Source organism: Bacillus sp. FSL L8-0358, from assembly GCF_038593095.1.
GTDB lineage: Bacteria > Bacillota > Bacilli > Bacillales > Bacillaceae > Bacillus > Bacillus subtilis.
The window spans coordinates 1,942,970-1,960,452 of sequence record NZ_CP151962.1 but is presented as its reverse complement, the minus strand read 5'-3'; the positions used below and the strand labels follow the sequence as shown (position 1 = coordinate 1,960,452).

Sequence of the window (17,483 nt, the reverse complement as noted above, 5' to 3'; positions counted from 1 at the left end):
ATTTTTTGAAATTTTTAGCGCTCATAGCGCAATGTATATACTTCACATTCGCCACTTTTATTAATTAAGGGGGAACAAGAAAATGAAAACTTATGACGCATTTCCAGAACCAATTGGCTGCTATACTGTCGGTCGAACCCAGATGGACTTTGAGTATACGGCATCAGATCACTCAAAAAGAGAACTGACGGCGTTTGTGTACTATCCGTCCGACAGTAGCGAAGGTAAGACTATATCAACGTACATGTTTCCTGAAGTCTACGAGATGTTGAATGAGCAGCCGCTTCTCACAGCGTTGAAGGATGCTTACTCTATCGATATCAAGACCCAGTGTTACGACGACCTTGCTCTCTCCGGGAAGGAAAAGCGCTATCCGGTATTATTCTATGTTTGCGGCGGAGGAGGTTCTCCAGAATGGGGTACTGTGATCTGTACAGACTTGGCAAGCATGGGATATGTAGTGGTAAGCATCGGCCATCAGAATAGCACGATGTATAAGCGTAAAGATGGGCGCCTGTTTAATGTATCAAAGGATTTTTCGGATGCCATTATGGCGTTTTCTGAAGATCCGGAGATGGTGGAGTTGGCTGGTAGGATGGAGCTGCGTCCTGATGATGAAACGGCCATTGAGATGTGTCAAAACGTGCTTACACTGCCGATACTTGCCAAGTTAACAGAGTATAGCGAATTACAGGCAGAAGATGTAAGGTATGTAGCCGATTATCTTTACAAACTGGACTCTGGAGAGCTGAATTCCATCTTTAAGGGCAGATTGTTGCTTGACATCGGCATGGGCATAGTCGGACATTCTTATGGAGGGCCTACGACGGCGATAGTTTGCCGGGACGACGAACGGTTCGCCTGCGGGATTGGCTTGGATAGCGGTGCGTTCGGTCTTCTCGCCAGCAACCTTAAGAAACCCTTCTTGCTACTGTTTTGTGAACCTAACTATAATATGAATGCGATAATTGGCGCTAACAATAGCATGGAAACCTATTATTTCTCTGTTGATCGTGCTGCGCATTTAGATTACTGTGACATCGTGTTTACCAATGTTAAGGAGGAACTCAGAGGCGAACGTGATGCTATGGAAATGCGAAATCTTGTTACAGACTATACGAAAAGCTTTTTTGATCATTACTTACTGCAGAAGGCTGCAAGTGTGGAAAGTCTTGCATACGATGGCGTGGACTTGATCAAGAAGACCAGCAACAAGTGACATAACCGAGAGGCTGTGATAAACGCATATCAAAGAGTTAGCCGTTGAATCCAACGTCACATAAGAACACGCGGTTAATTCAATTAAGGAGGGCTTTAGTACAAAAAGAGCTTGTATCTAAGTGATACAAGCTCTTGTCTATTTGTGGCGAATTTATTAGTATACAAGATATTTTAGATACAAGTACGGCAGCTGGTAAAGCAATGTTTGGTATGTTATCGGTTCTGCCGAGTTTGAACGGGCCATTCGTGAACGAACATTGTCTGGGCTTAAATCAGCTAGAGCTAGAGGAAGAATAGGTGGAAGGCCAAGAGTTAATAACTATCAAAAGAATCCGCTTTTTAGTTTACATAATATATATTCTAGGAAGTAAATGAAATAAATAAATTTCTGTCTCAATATAAAAGTATACTTAAGTTAGTGAGACAGAAATTGAAATTTTGAAATTTTTACTGCTGAATGACAAATCAAAAAAATGGTGTTGTCAATCCATAATAAACGGCTTCTAAATCTTCCAGCGTCATATCGCCATATGCGCATTTGATAACCGAGTCAGCAAACACATCATAGTCATAATCTGTAGAAAATCCTTGCTGCAGCTGTTTTTCGTAAACTTCGATCTGATCTTTTTGATGCTGGATGTCTTTTTCCTTACCTGGATAGTCCGGACCATTTATCATATTACTCATTTTTTTGTACAGCACCATATACTGTTTCAGTATTTCATCCACAACGCAAACCTCCTATTAGATGATAAAAACGGACATCGTTACTGATGTCCGCCAAAAAAAGCTTAACTAATTTGGTTCTGTTCCCCAAATCAGTTTTCCTTGATCATATAATGTGATTTTTTTCGTTGTTTTAAACGTATTTGATTTGAAAAAGGAATAATCGCCGCTTTGTGCATAATTGCTCCAGTCATCATTGTGAAGACGAAGCTGAATATTCCCTGTGCTTGCTCCCGGTGCCAACGTTCCGTTTTTAAATCCAAGTTCCAGATAGGTATCTGCACCTTGCTTTGGTCTATGCAACGTCACAAACTTGTATGTCACATTGCCGCATCCAATCTGCGCGTAGTCACAGTCAACGTTTTGGCCTTTGTTTTTCGCTTTATACCAGTAACGGGCAGTGACATCTTTTAAATCAACCGTGGTATTACCGTTATTTTTTATTTGAAGCTGCGGACGGATTTGGTTGCTGTTCATACTCCCATCCCCTGCTCTGTATTGTACAGAAATACCGTTTTCCTGTGTGGGTTTATCTTTTGCTGGCGTTTCAGGAATGTCCCTCGTAGAATCTTTGGTGCCGAGAATGTTTTCTCTAACGAATGTTCCTGAAGCAGATAAATCTGACAACCGCCAGCCGCCTGTTTTAGATGCCCCCGGCTTTAAAGCTGAGGATGATTCCTGCTTATCAGAAAGATTCCAGTTCACCCAGCTGATGGTCTTGCTGTCGAGATATTTCAGCCATTCCCTCGATTGATCAAGGAATACACCGCCATTTCCAGACGCGTCGCTTGTTCCCCATTCTGTCACAAAAATAGGTGCTCCTTTGCTGAGTGCATAGTTTGCTTTATCCCGTAAAAATTGGCCATGTGTGCCGGCATAAAAATGAAGTGCGTACATAACGTTTGCATCTTTTAGCTGGTCATCGGCAGCATCATTCACATCCTGGCTCCATGTACCGGTTCCGACAATGATGATGTTGTCTGGATCATTTTTGCGGATAACGGAAATCACTTCTTCCGCATACGGTTTAATATCACGCTTCCAGTTCACATCACCGTTTGGTTCGTTTGCAATTTCATAAATGACGTTTGGCGTGTTTCCGTAAAGACTTGACATTTCCTTGAAGAATTCTTTTGCCTTCTCTTTATTTTGGTTTGGATTACCGTCATTTAAAATATGCCAGTCAATGATGACGTATATCCCAAGCTCTTTTGCCGCTTCAACCGCTTCTTTTACTTTATTTTTCACGGACGGGTTGTCAATATAACCGCCATCTGCCGTATACATCGCTGCACGGAAAACGGTGATACCCCAATCGTCCCTCAGCCATTTTAAGCTGTCTTTATTGACATATTCTCCATACCATTGCAATCCGTGTGAACTGATCCCCTTCAGCTGTACCGCTTTACCGTCTCGGTTAACGAGCTGTGTACCTTTTATGCTAAGCTGGCCATTCTTGGCTACTGGCGTTTTTGTCCCTGCTGCTGATGCCGGCGAAGCCATCATGCCGCCCATTGTCAATAACGTAATCAATAAACACGTAATAAAAATAGAGATTGACCGTTTCATATCTGATCTTTTCCTCCTTCGCATCATTTTGGCTCTTCACTTCTTATGAGCACGAACTCATTGTAAAAATCTTTCTCATGATTGTCTATCAACCTAATTTCTTGTTTTTGGGAGGTTTAAAAGCCTGTCAATTTGCTCTATTTCCATTGAATAAGACACACATGACACATATAGAACAAAGAAAACTGGACTGAATAGGGACTTTACACGTCATTTTTCATTCGAGTCGAAAAATTAAATTTATTTCCAATAATGAAAAAGCTGCATTCAACTATTGAATGCAGCTTTGTTTTATATTTATATTATGCTTCTTGTTTCTCATCTTCCCATGTTTCAGCGTTTTTCAGCCCTGGGATGTTTTTCGCTTTAAACACAGGATCAAGTCCTTGCTTACGCTGTTTCGCGTAATCTTTATACACTTTGTAAGCAACGTTTGACAGCAGCGTAATCACAATTAAGTTGATCAGCGCCATGATACCCATAAAGAGGTCCGCCATATCCCAAACGATTTGGAAGCCTGATAAAGATCCATACACAACCATAGCAATTACAGCGATACGGTAAATGTTCAGCCATGTTTTGCTTGTTTTAATAAATTCAATGTTTGTCTCGCCATAATAATAGTTGCCGACAACTGAACTGAATGCAAACAAGAACATTGCGACTGCGATGAAAGTCGGCGCCCAGCCTCCAATGTGATGGTTAAGAGCAGCCTGTGTTACTTGGATGCCGTCGCCTTTTGGAGTTACACTGTACAGCAAAATAATAAATGCTGTGGACGTACATATGATAAATGTATCGAAAAATACACCTAATGTTTGAATAAAGCCTTGCTTTGCCGGATGGGATACATGAGCCGTCGCAGCCGCGTTTGGTGCGCTCCCCATTCCTGCTTCGTTTGAAAAAAGCCCGCGCTGCGCACCGATAACGATGATGCCGCCTATTCCGCCGCCGACGACTTGTTCAAAACCTAAAGCATTTTTAACAATTGTAGCGATAACGCCAGGGAAAGCTGTAATATTCGTGATGACAACAAATAAAGCGATAAGGATATAAATGCCTGCCATAACCGGCACAATTAGCTGTGAAACAGCGACAACACGTTTTAAACCGCCGAAAATGATAAACGCAGTTAAAACCGCCAGAACTATGGCTACAACTATTTTATTCACATGGAATGCGCCATCCAATGCTCCAGCAATTGTATTTGTTTGAACAGCGTTAAAAATCAAGCCGAATGAGACGGTAATTAAGATTGCAAAAACGATACCAAGCCATCTGGCACCAAGACCCTTTTGAATATAGTAGGCCGGCCCTCCGCGGAAATCCTCCCCGTCTCTTACCTTATAAAGCTGCGCTAATGTACTTTCGACAAAGCTTGAAGCCATGCCTACTGCAGCCACTACCCACATCCAAAATACAGCGCCTGGTCCGCCTGTCGCAATTGCTAAGGCTACACCAGTCAAATTCCCTGTGCCGACTCGGGATGCGGCCGAAATAAAGAATGCCTGCATAGATGAAACACCTTTATTTCCTTCCGGCTTCTCCCCTACTATTCTGAACATTTCAATAAAATAACGGAATTGGATAAAACCAAAACGTATGGTAAAAAATAATCCAAGCCCTATTAAAATATAAAATAGGTAATTCCAGATGAAATCACTTGGAATATTAATTAAACTATTGAAAAAAGACTCCATATTTACCTCCCGTTTTCATCAATTCAACACGAATTCGATTTTGATGTTAGATTTTTTAACATAACGAGTTTTATTATATCACAATATGACGAATTAGGAAGTTTTTTCGAGAAGAATATTGTCATAGCCAGATGTTACTCTGTCGACCCCTTCTCTATTATTTTCCTACGAATAAAAACATTCCTTGCAAGCTGGCTTTTAAAAAAGAGTACCCTATTAACAATGTAATCATTTCTTCCCATTCTCTTGCCTTTCTCTTTGATTTAGCACATAAATAAAGTAATAAACCCTAAACAACAAACATATCATTTAAAATATGTTTTTATTCACACCATAAACCGGGTATACATACGCTAATAAAAGAAGTTTTCTCTTTCAAAAATAAGCAAAAAGATATATACTTAACAAGGTTAAATTTATTTTTAAATTTAATAAATCAGGTTTACTTTTAGGATGGATTGGGGTATTATTATAAAAATATTCAGTAATATTAAAGGAGGGGGAGATCATTTGAAAAAAGTAACGATATTGAAAGCATCCATCTTATTCTTGGCGATTGCCAGTTTTCATTTGTTCTCAATTCCCCACGCCTTTGATATCGGCCATCATTATAAAGCCGTAGCCGACCAGCAGGAAATGCATGAAATGAAAGCCGGCCAAAATGCTGATGATGAGAAGAAATCCATCACAGGGGCATTTACGCTGACCGCTTTATGGGCAATGGCTGTTCTGCTGCTGACCGCTGAAAGCAAAAGTACGGGATACTCCCGCAGACGTCAGCGGAAAAAAAGCTTTATACTGGCCAAATTTTATCAATCGTCTTATTTCGGCAAACTTCATGTTCAACATCACCCGATTATGTAACGAAAATATGAGGAGGCTGTTTAACATGTTGTTTATCTTAAGAATGGTGATTTTAGGCTTATTTTCTTTCACAGCGCTGAATTTATTTGTATGGCAGGGGATTGAAGTCATTCATGCTGTAACAGATCTATTCACCAACCATGAAAGCTGATAAAAAACAAACGAAACCCGCTCATATAGTATGAGCGGGTTTTTTATTATTGTTCTGTATGAAGGCGCCAAACAGCTGTAACCTTACCTGATTCCTCTTCATCAAAAAAGAAAGAGCCATTGCTGTATCTGTCGTTTGTCCGCAACTCTTTTGCCTGCAGTTCTCTTCTGTCGCCTTTTTCTGTTTCTGCCATTAGCCGCTGTTCAAGACCGCAAGCGAATAGTGCTACAACTCGGTGAGGATTCTTTTTCAGTTCCCTTAGCATTACGACACCGCGTTTTGCGCGGGATGTCTTCTCGAACTCAGAAAGACTCATGCGTTTTACCGCTCCCCGCTGTGTGAACAAGACAATTGAATCAGATTGCTGAAGAATCTCACCGGAGACAACAAAGTCATCCTCTTTTAAGTTAATCCCTTTGACACCTGCCGCACGCGCGCCAACTACATTCACTTCGTCTTCTCCAAACCATAGGCCGTACCCTAAGTGAGTGGCGATAAAGATCTGGCTTTCCCCATTTGTTACATGTACATCAATCAGTTCATCTTCACCCTTCAGATTTAAGGCTACAAGCGCCTTAGAATAACGCTGTGCTTTATAATGGGTGAGCTCTGTCTTTTTCACCATGCCGTTTTTCGTAAAGAATAGAAGATATGCCGACGGATCAAATTCTTTTATCGGTATGGCCTTTACAATCGTTTCATCACGGTCAATAGTGATCAGATTTGAAAAATGCTGACCCATGTCCTTCCATCTGATATCAGGCAGCTGGTGAACAGGACAATAGATGTAGCTTCCTTTGTTCGTAAAGAGCAGCAGCACGTCCGTCGTATTCATTTCAAACTGATGCAGCATCCTGTCCGTATCTTTCATTCCGAAGTCCTGACCGTTGGAAGCGGCAAATGAGCGCTGGCTCGTCCGTTTTAGGTAACCATCCTTCGTAACGGTTACATATACATCCTCAGATGCAACCATGACTTCGAGATTGATTTTAATTTCTTCAATTTTTTCTTCAATCACGGAGCGTCTTGTATCTGCATATTTCTTTTTCAGTGCTTTTAAGCTGTTTGTAATCACTTTTAGCAGTTTTTTATCATTGCTCAGAATAGATTCGAGCTCTTCAATTTTTTTACCGAGCTCTTCTGCCTCTTCCTTAAGCGCTGTGATATCTGTATTGGTTAAACGATATAGCTGCAATGACACGATGGCTTCAGCCTGAGGCTCTGTAAATTCATATTTGGCGATCAAATTGTTTTTAGCGTCACGTTTATCGCTAGAAGAACGGATTGTTGCAATCACTTCATCCAAAATAGACAAAGCTTTCATGAGCCCTTCTACGATATGATGTCTGTCTTTTGCTTTTTGAAGCTCGTAAACGGACCGGTTTGTGACAACTTCCTTTTGGTGTCCGATATATGCATCCAAAATAGACGGCAGGCTCATCAGCATCGGACGGCGGTTATGGATAGCCACCATATTGAAGTTATATGTGATCTGCAAATCAGTGTTTTTGTATAAGAAATTCAAAATGCCTTTGGCATCAGCTTCTTTTTTCAGTTCAATGACCACTCTCAGCCCTGTTCGATCCGTTTCATCACGAACCTCTGAGATGCCTTCAACCTTTTTATCAATACGGAACTCGTCCATTTTTTTTACAAGGTTTGCTTTATTTACTTCAAATGGAATTTCAGTAATGACAATTTGTTCTCGTCCGCCTCTAATTGTTTCAATTTCAGCCTTTCCACGGATAATGATTTTTCCTTTTCCGGTTTCGTAAGCTTTTCTTATCCCGTCAACGCCCTGAATAATACCGCCTGTCGGAAAATCAGGCCCTTTAATGACTTCCATGAGTTCATCAACAGAGCAAGATGGCATTTGAATACGCTTAATGACAGCATCAATGACTTCTCCCAGATGATGAGGGGGAATGTCGGTCGCGTATCCTGCTGAAATCCCGGTAGATCCGTTGACCAATAGGTTAGGAAACATCGCCGGGAGTACGACAGGCTCCTTGCTTGTGTCATCAAAGTTCGGCACAAATTCAACCGTGTTTTTGTCAATATCCCGAAGAAGCTCAGATGCAATCGGAGATAATCGTGCCTCTGTATAACGCATGGCTGCCGGGGGATCTCCGTCGATACTTCCATTGTTTCCATGCATTTCGATTAACACATTACGAACTTTCCAATCCTGGCTCATCCGCACCATTGCTTCATAAACCGAGCTGTCACCGTGCGGATGATAGTTACCGATGACGTTACCGACCGTTTTGGCCGCTTTTCTGAAGTTTTTATCAAACGTGTTTCCATCTGTATGCATCGCATACAGAATTCTGCGCTGTACCGGCTTTAATCCGTCTCTCGCATCGGGCAGCGCCCTGTCTTGAATAATATATTTACTGTAGCGTCCAAAACGGTCGCCGATCACCTCTTCTAATGGTAAATCATGAAATAATTCTGGCTGTGACAATCATTAAACCTCCTCAGCGACCGATAAGTTTTCATTTTCTAAAATATTGCTTTCTTCATCTAAGCCGAAAGCGACGTTTTTCTCAATCCACTTTCTGCGCGGCTCTACTTTGTCTCCCATTAACGTCGTCACACGTCTCTCTACACGTGCCGCATCGTCAATTTTGACCCTAACAAGTGTGCGGGACTCCGGATTCATCGTCGTTTCCCACAGCTGGTCTGCGTTCATCTCTCCAAGACCCTTATATCGTTGAATGGTATAGCCTTTGCCGACTTTTTTCAGGACATCACCCATCTCTTCATCAGACCATGCATATTCAATGATTTCCTTCTTCCCGCTTCCTTTACTGACCTTATATAAAGGTGGCAATGCAATGAACACCTTGCCATGCTCAATGAGCGGTTTCATATAGCGATAGAAAAAGGTAAGAAGCAGCACTTGAATATGGGCGCCGTCAGTATCGGCATCGGTCATAATGATGATTTTGTCGTAGTTGATGTCATCGATTGAGAAATCTGCTCCGACTCCCCCGCCGATCGCATGAATGATCGTATTGATCTCTTCATTTTTAAAGATATCAGCAAGCTTAGCTTTTTCTGTATTAATGACTTTACCGCGTAAAGGCAGAACCGCTTGGAATCTGCGGTCTCTTCCCTGCTTGGCTGACCCGCCTGCTGAATCTCCCTCAACGAGATACAATTCATTTTTTGCCGGGTTTCTTGAACCCGCAGGCGTCAGCTTTCCGCTTAAAGTCGCTTCTGATTTTTTTCGTTTTTTGCCGCTTCTTGCTTCTTCACGGGCTTTGCGTGCCGCTTCGCGCGCCTGGCTCGCCTTGATTGCTTTTTTGACAAGAAGCGTTGCGGTGTCCCGATTTTCCTCTAAAAAGTAAGCAAGCTGCTCTGAAACAATCGCATCAACCGCTGATCTTGCTTCACTGGTACCGAGCTTTCCTTTTGTTTGTCCCTCAAATTGAAGAAGCTCCTCAGGAATGCGGACAGAAATAATGGCTGAAAGCCCTTCCCTTATATCGGTGCCTTCAAGGTTCTTATCCTTTTCTTTCAGCAAAGCCACTTTTCGCGCATATTCATTAAAAGCACGCGTCATCGCAGTTTTTGCACCTGACTCATGCGTCCCGCCGTCTTTTGTTCTGACATTGTTGACAAACGACAAAATATTTTCAGAATAACCATCGTTAAACTGGAACGCAAAGTCCACTTCTATAGAATGATGCTCACCCTCAAACGAGACCACTTCAGACAAGACGTCTTTTTCTTCATTTAAGTAAGCAACAAACGCTTCTATACCGTTTTCATAATAAAAGACCTCATGCTGGTCATTGCGTTCATCAATCAGCTCAATTTTCAGTCCTTTTAACAAAAACGCAGACTCTCTTAAGCGCTCAGAGAGCGTTTCAAAATTATAAGTGGTTGTGCTGAACATCGTTGGATCTGGCTTAAAGTGTGTAAGAGTTCCCGTCTTTTTTGTTTTGCCGATCTTTTCGAGAGATGTAACCGGTTTTCCTCCATTTTCAAATCGCTGCTGATAGACAAAACCGTCCCGCTCAATGGTAACCGTCAGCCATTCAGATAAAGCATTCACGACTGATGCACCAACTCCGTGGAGCCCGCCGCTTGTCTTATAGCCGCCTTGGCCGAATTTTCCTCCGGCATGAAGCACCGTTAAAATCACTTCAGGGGTTGGTTTGCCGAGCTTATGCATTCCGGTCGGCATGCCGCGACCTCTATCCTGTACAGAAATACTATTGTCTTTATGTATTTTGACGATTATGTGATCTCCATGGCCGGCAAGCACCTCGTCGACAGAGTTATCTACAATTTCATAAACCAAGTGGTGCAAACCCCGCGCGTCAGTAGAGCCAATATACATACCCGGCCTTTTCCTGACAGCCTCAAGGCCTTCGAGCACCTGTATGGCATCTTCGTTGTAATCAAATTGCTGTTTTCTAGCCAAACGTACAAACCCCTTTCAAAAACTAACATTGTCTTTCTCTTTTTCAGTGTTACACATCATTTGTATATAAGATATTTTTTATAAACCTCGCCTCGAGCCAGTACTGCCTTGGACTCCTCATTATAACCAATATGTTTGCAATCGCAACATAGAGCTAACGAATCAGTTCTTCTCAAAACATCGGCTAGTGCTGTTTTCACACCATGAGAACGTATGTTTGTTTATTATATATAAAGCAGCAGACCTTCGCAAATCGAACGGCCGAAACCCAGCTGGACAAGGTATTCAAAAAAAGCTGTTCAAGCTTTATTGTATCTGTTTCACCGTAATACGCAAACAATATCTTAAAATTAAAAAGCAAAAATCCTTGAATTTACAAGGATTTTTGCAGTTCTGCACCTATTTTGTTACAGCGTGTGCCACTTTTATGCACAGATCCATGATAACCGTTCTGCCTTTTTCTTTTAGCATCTGGTATGCTTCCTCATTAACTAGCCCTTGCTGTGCCCAAAAGACTGGCGCACCTGTCTCTAAAAACTCTTCCGCCACTCCAGGAAGCTGTTCTGAGCGCCGGAATACATTTACGATGTCAATCGGACCGTCAATCTCTTTTAAAGATGAAACGGCTTTGACACCTAGCGCCTCATCAATTGTCGGGTTCACAGGGATAATTTCATAACCCGCGTCCTGCATCGCTTTTGAAACCATATGTGACGTTCTATCCGGACGGTCTGAAAGCCCTACTACCGCTATACGTTTGCTTCTTTGAAGAATCTCTTTAATTTCCGCTTTAGAAGGGTTTTGCATCGTGTGTCACTCCTTTTCCACTTATTTTACACGATCAAAACAGGAGAAATCAAAATATGATGCATGTTTGATTGGATTTGTAAGCAAACTTTACAAAAAAACTTATCATCAGATCATGACATCTCATGTTAAAATAAAAAGAAGGGAATTTGAAAAAGGAGAAATGTAGATGTTAATTGCTTTATTGATTATTTTGGCCTACTTGATAGGCAGCATTCCATCTGGCTTAATTGTGGGCAAGCTTGCCAAGGGAATTGATATTCGGGAGCACGGAAGCGGCAACTTAGGCGCTACCAATGCATTCCGTACATTGGGTGTAAAAGCTGGTTCGGTCGTCATAGCCGGAGATATTTTGAAAGGGACACTGGCAACTGCATTGCCTTTTCTCATGCATGTTGATATTCACCCGCTTCTTGCAGGAGTCTTTGCGGTTTTAGGCCACGTGTTTCCCATCTTCGCCAAATTTAAAGGCGGTAAAGCCGTGGCGACATCAGGAGGCGTTTTGCTATTTTACGCACCCCTGTTATTTATCACGATGGTTGCGGTATTCTTCATCTTTTTATACTTGACTAAATTTGTTTCTCTCTCATCGATGTTAACAGGGATCTATACTGTTATATATAGTTTCTTTGTCCATGATACGTATTTATTGATTGTCGTTACCCTGCTGACTATTTTTGTGATATACAGACACCGGGCGAACATTAAACGAATTATCAATAAAACAGAACCTAAAGTAAAATGGCTATAAGCTTAAAAAACTTCTCTTTTGACACAGAATAGCCTAATACGTTTATAATAGAGAAAATTCAAATGAAGAACAAAGGGGTGTTCTGTTATGAATATGACAATTAACGAAGACGCATTGAACTGGTATAAAGAAGAACTCGATTTGGAAAGCGGAGACCAGGTTCGCTTTTTCGTCCGCTATGGAGGCTGCAGCAACGTTCAAAAGGGTTTTTCTCTCGGTGTAGCGAAAGATGCCCCACAAGAGGCTGGAGTTACTGCAGAAGCTGACGGCATTACCTTCTTTATTGAAGAAAGTGATTTATGGTACTTTGATAACCACGACCTTCTCGTCAGCTATTCAAAAGACGCTAATGAACCGGTTTTTGAATACCAATAAAAAAGAACGCACATCATGTGCGTTCTTTTTTACAAATGAAATCGTATAAGATGATCGGTTAGGTTTTCTTGTTCCAAAATATATTTTTGGGTCTCACCCAATAGATCAAAGTGAGGAAATTCACTTTTCTTATGGAGCCATTCTTTTTTTAACCCGTACGCCGCTCCCCACTGAACCAGCTTATCAATGTCTGCACAGCCGGCTTTTGTCACAGTCCTTGCTTCTGGAAATCGGTCATCCAGCCAGTAATGTGTTAAAAATGCGATTTCTCCTCTTTTCACTGCTTGTTTCCACCGGTTAAGTTCCTCCCGTTTCACACCAAACGCCATATCCCGTTCACTTCCCTATTTTTTGGCCTTTTCATATGCTGTGTGCCAATCAGGAAAAGCTTTGCGGAATTGAATTGGCTTAAAGCTTTCTTTATCCACACAAATATGAGATGAGGTGGCTTTGATGGAAAGCTCACCGGCCGGATTATAAATGTGATAACCATAGACGGTTTTAAAGCCGTTATATTCCTCTATCCATGTATGTACAACCGCGGTTTCTCCGTAATGAAGCGGCTTTTTATAGGAAATGTTGATATCAACGACTGGGGACAGAACGCCTCTTTTTTCCATATCACTATATAAAAAGCCTAAGTCCTTAATCAAGGCCGTTCTGCCGACCTCCATCCACACAAGATAATTTGCGTGATAGACAATTCCCATTTGATCTGTTTCTGCATAACGCACTTCTATTTCTTTTTTTGATACATGCAAGATTACTCTGCTCCCTTAACGTCAATTTAGCCCCATTTTACCATAATCAAATCAGAAAGAAAAAAACCAGGTTTCCCTGGTTTTTTAAGAACGGTATCCGTTTTGTCTCGCTGCAGATTCGTCCTGTATTTCATTACGAAACGCTTCAATGCTCTGTTCGCGCCTTGTATTTTTTTCTTTGATACGCTGTTTATCTTCTCCTGAAGCAAACTCCATTGATGCTTCTGCTTCTTCTATATTTTCAATTGTATTTTGAACCATATCCTGCAATTTTTCCACATTGTCAGAACGATCATCAGGATTAGGCTGCTGATATTGATTTTGGTTCTTTGTCATTCGGATGTACCTCCTAGAAATAAACTCGATTTTTCGCTACTCGCCTTTTGTCTGCATGATGATCGGCCGCTGACCTGAAGTATCATGCATTTTTTCCCCTTTATTGGCTTTATATTTTACAGGCTTTGTACCCAAGTGGCTTGGAGCATATTGAGGCTGACCGTTTTTCTTGTTGTTTCCCATGTTTATCCCTCCTCAACAGATAGGTTTCTCAAAAGGAGGGGTAAACATGAATACAAATTAAAGGTTATTTTTGCTTAAATCGCTGTTCAAGCTTTTCCTCAAGCTGATTTAAATACTCTGTATTGGTCATCAGCTCTTTTTTGTTTTCCATGACGAGCTCATGAAAAGAACGTTTTCTCATCTTCTTCACGCTTCTCACCTCCGCATATTCTTTTATTTTTTCCAATTCTGAAAACTTGTAAGCATATCTGAGCATAAAAAAAACTGAATCTAATCAAGATCCAGTTTTCGTTCCATTTCTTTTTTTGTCATGGTGCCAACGTGTATGTCTTGGATAACACCTTTTTCATCTAAGATATATGTCGTTGGATATGACATCACGTTATAGTCAGCATTGATCCCTTTTTTATCAATCAGAATGGGGAATGTTAAATCATACGTATCAGCAAACGCTCGGACCTGTTTCTCACTTTTCTCAGCTGAAGTGAAATTTACCGCAACAACCGCAAGTTTGTCGGCGTACTCTTTTTGCAGCTTTTCCATCGCCGGCATTTCCTGACGGCACGGCTTACACCAAGTTGCCCAAAAATTGAGCAGCACTTTTTTGCCTTTTGCATCCTGTAAAGAGCTTTTCTCTCCTGACAGCGTTTTCAAAGAAAAATCAGGTGCTTGTTTCCCCTCTTGAATTCCGACTTCTTTTTTGCTGTATGTTTGATATAAATTCCATCCCGTATAACCGGCAAGCATGATAAGCAGAATCCCTGCGAGCCATTTTTTCAGCATATGCCACCTCCGCAGCACATTGTGTCATAAAAAGAAGAGAAAGCGAAATGCCTTCTCTTCCTATTGATTCATCAGGACTGCTTCATTTTTTCACGAAGCACCATTTGAAGGATGCCGCCATGGCGGTAGTAATCAATTTCAACTTCACTATCAAAGCGGACGACTGCTTCAAAAGTTGTTACATTGCCGTCTTCATTGATTGCTCTTACCGTCACAAGGTCACGAGGACGAACTGTTTCATCAACATCTACCTCGATGACTTCTTTACCCGTTAAGCCGAGTGTATCCGCATTTTCACCTTGTTTAAACTGAAGCGGCAGCACACCCATGAATACAAGGTTGCTTCTGTGAATTCTTTCAAAGCTCTCTGCAATGACCGTTCTGATGCCGAGAAGGTTTGTTCCTTTTGCAGCCCAGTCACGTGAAGATCCCATACCATAGTCTTTTCCTGCTAATACGACAAGACCAGTTTTATCTTCTTTGTATTTCATGCACGCATCATAGATGGATGTTACTTCACCAGTCGGCCAGTACGTCGTAAATCCGCCCTCTGTACCCGGTGCAATTTGGTTTTTGATGCGAATGTTTGCAAATGTTCCTCTCATCATGACTTCATGGTTTCCGCGGCGGGAACCGTAGGAGTTAAAGTCACGAGGAGAAACACCTTTTTCTTGCAAGTACTTTCCGGCAGGCGTATCTTTTCCGATTGCCCCCGCAGGAGAAATATGGTCAGTTGTGACTGAATCGCCGAATTTACCGACAACACGCAAACCTTTTAATGGTTCAACCTTGCCTGGTTCAACAGACATCTCTTCAAAGAATGGCGGGTTTTGGATGTAAGTTGACTCATTATCCCATTTATATAACGCTTCATCTGTTGTTTCAATCTCGTTCCAGCGCTCGTTGTCATCAAATACCGTTTCATACTCTTTACGGAAGAGCTCAGGCGTAACAGTTTGCTTAACAAGTGAATTGATTTCGTCTGTTGACGGCCAAATATCGTTAAAGTATACGTTTTGACCATCTTTACCCACACCGATTGGATCGGTTTTCAAGTTAATGTTTACCGTTCCAGCCAGCGCATATGCCACAACAAGCGGTGGTGAAGCAAGATAGTTGCCTTTAACAAGCGGGTGAATACGTCCTTCAAAGTTACGGTTTCCGGAAAGGACAGACGTAATCAGAAGATCATTTTTCGCAACCGCTTCTTCGATTTCCGGTGAAAGCGGACCTGAGTTCCCGATACATGTTGTACAGCCGTACCCAACGAGGTTAAAGCCAAGCTCTTTCATGTATGGAAGAAGGCCTGAATTCACAAGATATCCTGTAACGACTTTAGAACCCGGTGCAAGTGACGTTTTCACGTAATTAGGCACCTTAAGCCCTAACTCAACCGCTTTTTTCGCTACTAGTCCGGCGCCGATCAGAACATATGGGTTAGATGTATTCGTACAGCTTGTAATAGCAGCAATGGCAATCGCACCCGTTTTCATAACTGTTTCTTCGCCGTTAAGGAGTTTAAACTTAATTTCTTTATTTTCTTCCTCAGCGTTTAAACCGAACCCTTGGTTACCCGCAGGGCTGACTAAGTGCTTTTTAAACGTTTCCTGCATAGCAGAAAGCGGAATTAAATCCTGTGGACGCTTTGGACCTGATAAGTTCGCTTCAATTTGAGACAGATCAATTTCAACCACATCAGTAAATTGAGGGTCTTCCGCATCAGGAGTGTAGAACAAGCCATTGCTTCTGCAGTACGCTTCGACAACATCAATATGTTCAGGATCACGGCCTGTCAGGCGCATGTAGTTGAGCGCTTCTTCATCTACTGGGAAGAATCCGCATGTAGCACCATATTCCGGAGCCATGTTCGCAATTGTTGCGCGGTCTGCGAGCGGCAGTTCAGCAACTCCTGGCCCGAAGAATTCAACAAATTTACCGACAACGCCTTTTTCGCGCAGCACTTGTGTTACTTTTAACGCCAAGTCAGTAGCTGTTGTTCCGTTTGGAAGCTTGCCGACAAGTTTCGCGCCGATTACCTCTGGAACTGGGAAGTAAGAAGGCTGTCCAAGCATTCCTGCTTCAGCTTCAATTCCACCGACACCCCAGCCGAGAACACCGATACCGTTAATCATTGTTGTGTGTGAGTCTGTTCCGACAAGCGTATCAGGATACGTTACAAGCTCGCCGTCTTCTTCAATGGCATGGACAACACTTGCCAAGAACTCAAGGTTGACCTGGTGCACAATACCTGTTGCAGGCGGCACTGCCTGATAATTGTTAAACGCTTTCTTTGCCCAGCTTAAAAATTTGTAGCGCTCTGCATTTCTTTCGAATTCCAAGTCCATATTTACTGCTAATGCATCTTCTGTACCCGCTTTATCTACCTGTACAGAGTGGTCGATAACGAGATCAACAGGAATTTCAGGGTTGATTTTATCAGGATCTCCGCCGACAGCTGCCATTGCTTTACGCAGTGAAGCCAGATCTACTACTGCCGGAACCCCTGTGAAGTCTTGTAAAATAACACGAGACGGTTTGAACGGAACGTCGATATCCTTTAATTCGGCAGTTCCCCATTTTGCCAAATTTTCCACGTGTTCTTTTTTGATAACGAAGCCGTCAACTTGACGCAATACTGATTCTAAAAGAACTTTGATGGAATAAGGAAGCTTCGAAACCTTTCCTATACCTGAATCTTCTAACGCTTTTAAAGAGTAGTAATGATATGTTTTCCCATTTGTAGTAAACGTTTTTCTCGCTTGGAAAACGTCTTTTGCTGCAGTTTTTTGCTCGTTTGCCATTCTCCAAAATCCCCCTT

General features: G+C 42.0%; 18 protein-coding genes and 1 pseudogene. 6 read left to right on the top strand and 13 right to left on the bottom strand.

Annotation, left to right across the window (positions count from 1 at the left end):
* Positions 1 to 82: 82 nt before the first annotated feature.
* Both NYE49_RS09915 and NYE49_RS09910 read left to right on the top strand, forming a co-directional pair.
* Complete coding sequence (locus NYE49_RS09915) at positions 83 to 1,219, top strand: choline esterase (protein WP_047182682.1); 1,137 nt, start codon at positions 83 to 85, stop codon at positions 1,217 to 1,219.
* Positions 1,220 to 1,368: 149 nt separating this feature from the next.
* A pseudogene (locus NYE49_RS09910) lies at positions 1,369 to 1,592 on the top strand (recombinase family protein); the annotation flags it as partial.
* A gap of 94 nt (positions 1,593 to 1,686) precedes the next feature.
* Here NYE49_RS09910 and NYE49_RS09905 read toward each other — a convergent pair.
* The 3 genes from NYE49_RS09905 to NYE49_RS09895 form a co-directional block, all read right to left on the bottom strand.
* Positions 1,687 to 1,950, bottom strand: coding sequence for a YnfE family protein (locus NYE49_RS09905; protein ID WP_003231535.1), 264 nt, complete (start codon positions 1,948 to 1,950; stop codon positions 1,687 to 1,689).
* A gap of 66 nt (positions 1,951 to 2,016) precedes the next feature.
* On the bottom strand, positions 2,017 to 3,516 hold the full coding sequence (gene eglS / locus NYE49_RS09900) for an endo-1,4-beta-glucanase EglS (protein WP_047182681.1): 1,500 nt from the start codon (positions 3,514 to 3,516) through the stop codon (positions 2,017 to 2,019).
* 302 nt (positions 3,517 to 3,818) lie between these two features.
* The gene (locus NYE49_RS09895; RefSeq protein ID WP_015383775.1) at positions 3,819 to 5,216 is read right to left on the bottom strand and encodes an alanine/glycine:cation symporter family protein; all 1,398 of its coding nucleotides are present in this window, start codon (positions 5,214 to 5,216) and stop codon (positions 3,819 to 3,821) included.
* Positions 5,217 to 5,726: 510 nt separating this feature from the next.
* Here NYE49_RS09895 and NYE49_RS09890 point away from each other — a divergent pair.
* Both NYE49_RS09890 and NYE49_RS09885 read left to right on the top strand, forming a co-directional pair.
* Positions 5,727 to 6,080, top strand: coding sequence for a hypothetical protein (locus NYE49_RS09890; protein WP_003245190.1), 354 nt, complete (start codon positions 5,727 to 5,729; stop codon positions 6,078 to 6,080).
* 25 nt (positions 6,081 to 6,105) lie between these two features.
* Positions 6,106 to 6,231, top strand: a complete 126-nt coding sequence (locus NYE49_RS09885) for a hypothetical protein (RefSeq protein ID WP_003231548.1) — start codon at positions 6,106 to 6,108, stop codon at positions 6,229 to 6,231.
* 46 nt (positions 6,232 to 6,277) lie between these two features.
* Here the strand turns inward: NYE49_RS09885 and parC are convergent, their stop codons facing one another.
* The 3 genes from parC to NYE49_RS09870 all read right to left on the bottom strand — a co-directional run bounded on the left by parC (position 6,278) and on the right by NYE49_RS09870 (position 11,476).
* On the bottom strand, positions 6,278 to 8,698 hold the full coding sequence (parC, locus tag NYE49_RS09880; protein ID WP_047182680.1) for a DNA topoisomerase IV subunit A: 2,421 nt from the start codon (positions 8,696 to 8,698) through the stop codon (positions 6,278 to 6,280).
* Between the two features lie 3 nt (positions 8,699 to 8,701).
* A complete protein-coding gene (gene parE, locus NYE49_RS09875; protein WP_014479944.1) occupies positions 8,702 to 10,669 on the bottom strand; it encodes a DNA topoisomerase IV subunit B in 1,968 nt (655 codons plus the stop codon).
* Positions 10,670 to 11,068: 399 nt separating this feature from the next.
* Positions 11,069 to 11,476: a CoA-binding protein gene (locus NYE49_RS09870; protein WP_047182679.1), complete on the bottom strand. Its 408-nt coding sequence runs from the start codon at positions 11,474 to 11,476 to the stop codon at positions 11,069 to 11,071.
* Positions 11,477 to 11,645: 169 nt separating this feature from the next.
* Here NYE49_RS09870 and plsY point away from each other — a divergent pair, with 169 nt between their 5' ends.
* A complete protein-coding gene (plsY, locus tag NYE49_RS09865) occupies positions 11,646 to 12,227 on the top strand; it encodes a glycerol-3-phosphate 1-O-acyltransferase PlsY (protein ID WP_003231560.1) in 582 nt (193 codons plus the stop codon).
* Positions 12,228 to 12,314: 87 nt separating this feature from the next.
* Positions 12,315 to 12,602, top strand: a complete 288-nt coding sequence (locus NYE49_RS09860) for a HesB/YadR/YfhF family protein (RefSeq protein ID WP_047182678.1) — start codon at positions 12,315 to 12,317, stop codon at positions 12,600 to 12,602.
* Between the two features lie 29 nt (positions 12,603 to 12,631).
* On the opposite strand, the gene NYE49_RS09855 is transcribed toward NYE49_RS09860, so the two are convergent.
* The 7 genes from NYE49_RS09855 to acnA form a co-directional block, all read right to left on the bottom strand.
* Positions 12,632 to 12,931 carry a hypothetical protein gene (locus NYE49_RS09855; RefSeq protein WP_015383773.1) on the bottom strand — a complete coding sequence of 100 codons (300 nt, stop codon included), beginning with the start codon at positions 12,929 to 12,931 and terminating at the stop codon, positions 12,632 to 12,634.
* A gap of 15 nt (positions 12,932 to 12,946) precedes the next feature.
* Positions 12,947 to 13,363, bottom strand: a complete 417-nt coding sequence (locus tag NYE49_RS09850) for a YbgC/FadM family acyl-CoA thioesterase (RefSeq protein WP_017696516.1) — start codon at positions 13,361 to 13,363, stop codon at positions 12,947 to 12,949.
* An 84-nt stretch (positions 13,364 to 13,447) separates the two neighbouring features.
* A complete protein-coding gene (tlp, locus tag NYE49_RS09845; RefSeq protein ID WP_047182677.1) occupies positions 13,448 to 13,699 on the bottom strand; it encodes a small acid-soluble spore protein Tlp in 252 nt (83 codons plus the stop codon).
* Between the two features lie 36 nt (positions 13,700 to 13,735).
* Positions 13,736 to 13,882, bottom strand: a complete 147-nt coding sequence (gene sspN / locus NYE49_RS09840) for an acid-soluble spore protein SspN (protein WP_003231569.1) — start codon at positions 13,880 to 13,882, stop codon at positions 13,736 to 13,738.
* A gap of 64 nt (positions 13,883 to 13,946) precedes the next feature.
* Positions 13,947 to 14,072 carry an FbpB family small basic protein gene (locus NYE49_RS09835; protein ID WP_003244964.1) on the bottom strand — a complete coding sequence of 42 codons (126 nt, stop codon included), beginning with the start codon at positions 14,070 to 14,072 and terminating at the stop codon, positions 13,947 to 13,949.
* Positions 14,073 to 14,152: 80 nt separating this feature from the next.
* Complete coding sequence (locus NYE49_RS09830) at positions 14,153 to 14,665, bottom strand: redoxin domain-containing protein (protein ID WP_029726674.1); 513 nt, start codon at positions 14,663 to 14,665, stop codon at positions 14,153 to 14,155.
* A gap of 71 nt (positions 14,666 to 14,736) precedes the next feature.
* Positions 14,737 to 17,466: an aconitate hydratase AcnA gene (acnA, locus tag NYE49_RS09825; RefSeq protein ID WP_015383771.1), complete on the bottom strand. Its 2,730-nt coding sequence runs from the start codon at positions 17,464 to 17,466 to the stop codon at positions 14,737 to 14,739.
* Positions 17,467 to 17,483: the final 17 nt, after the last annotated feature.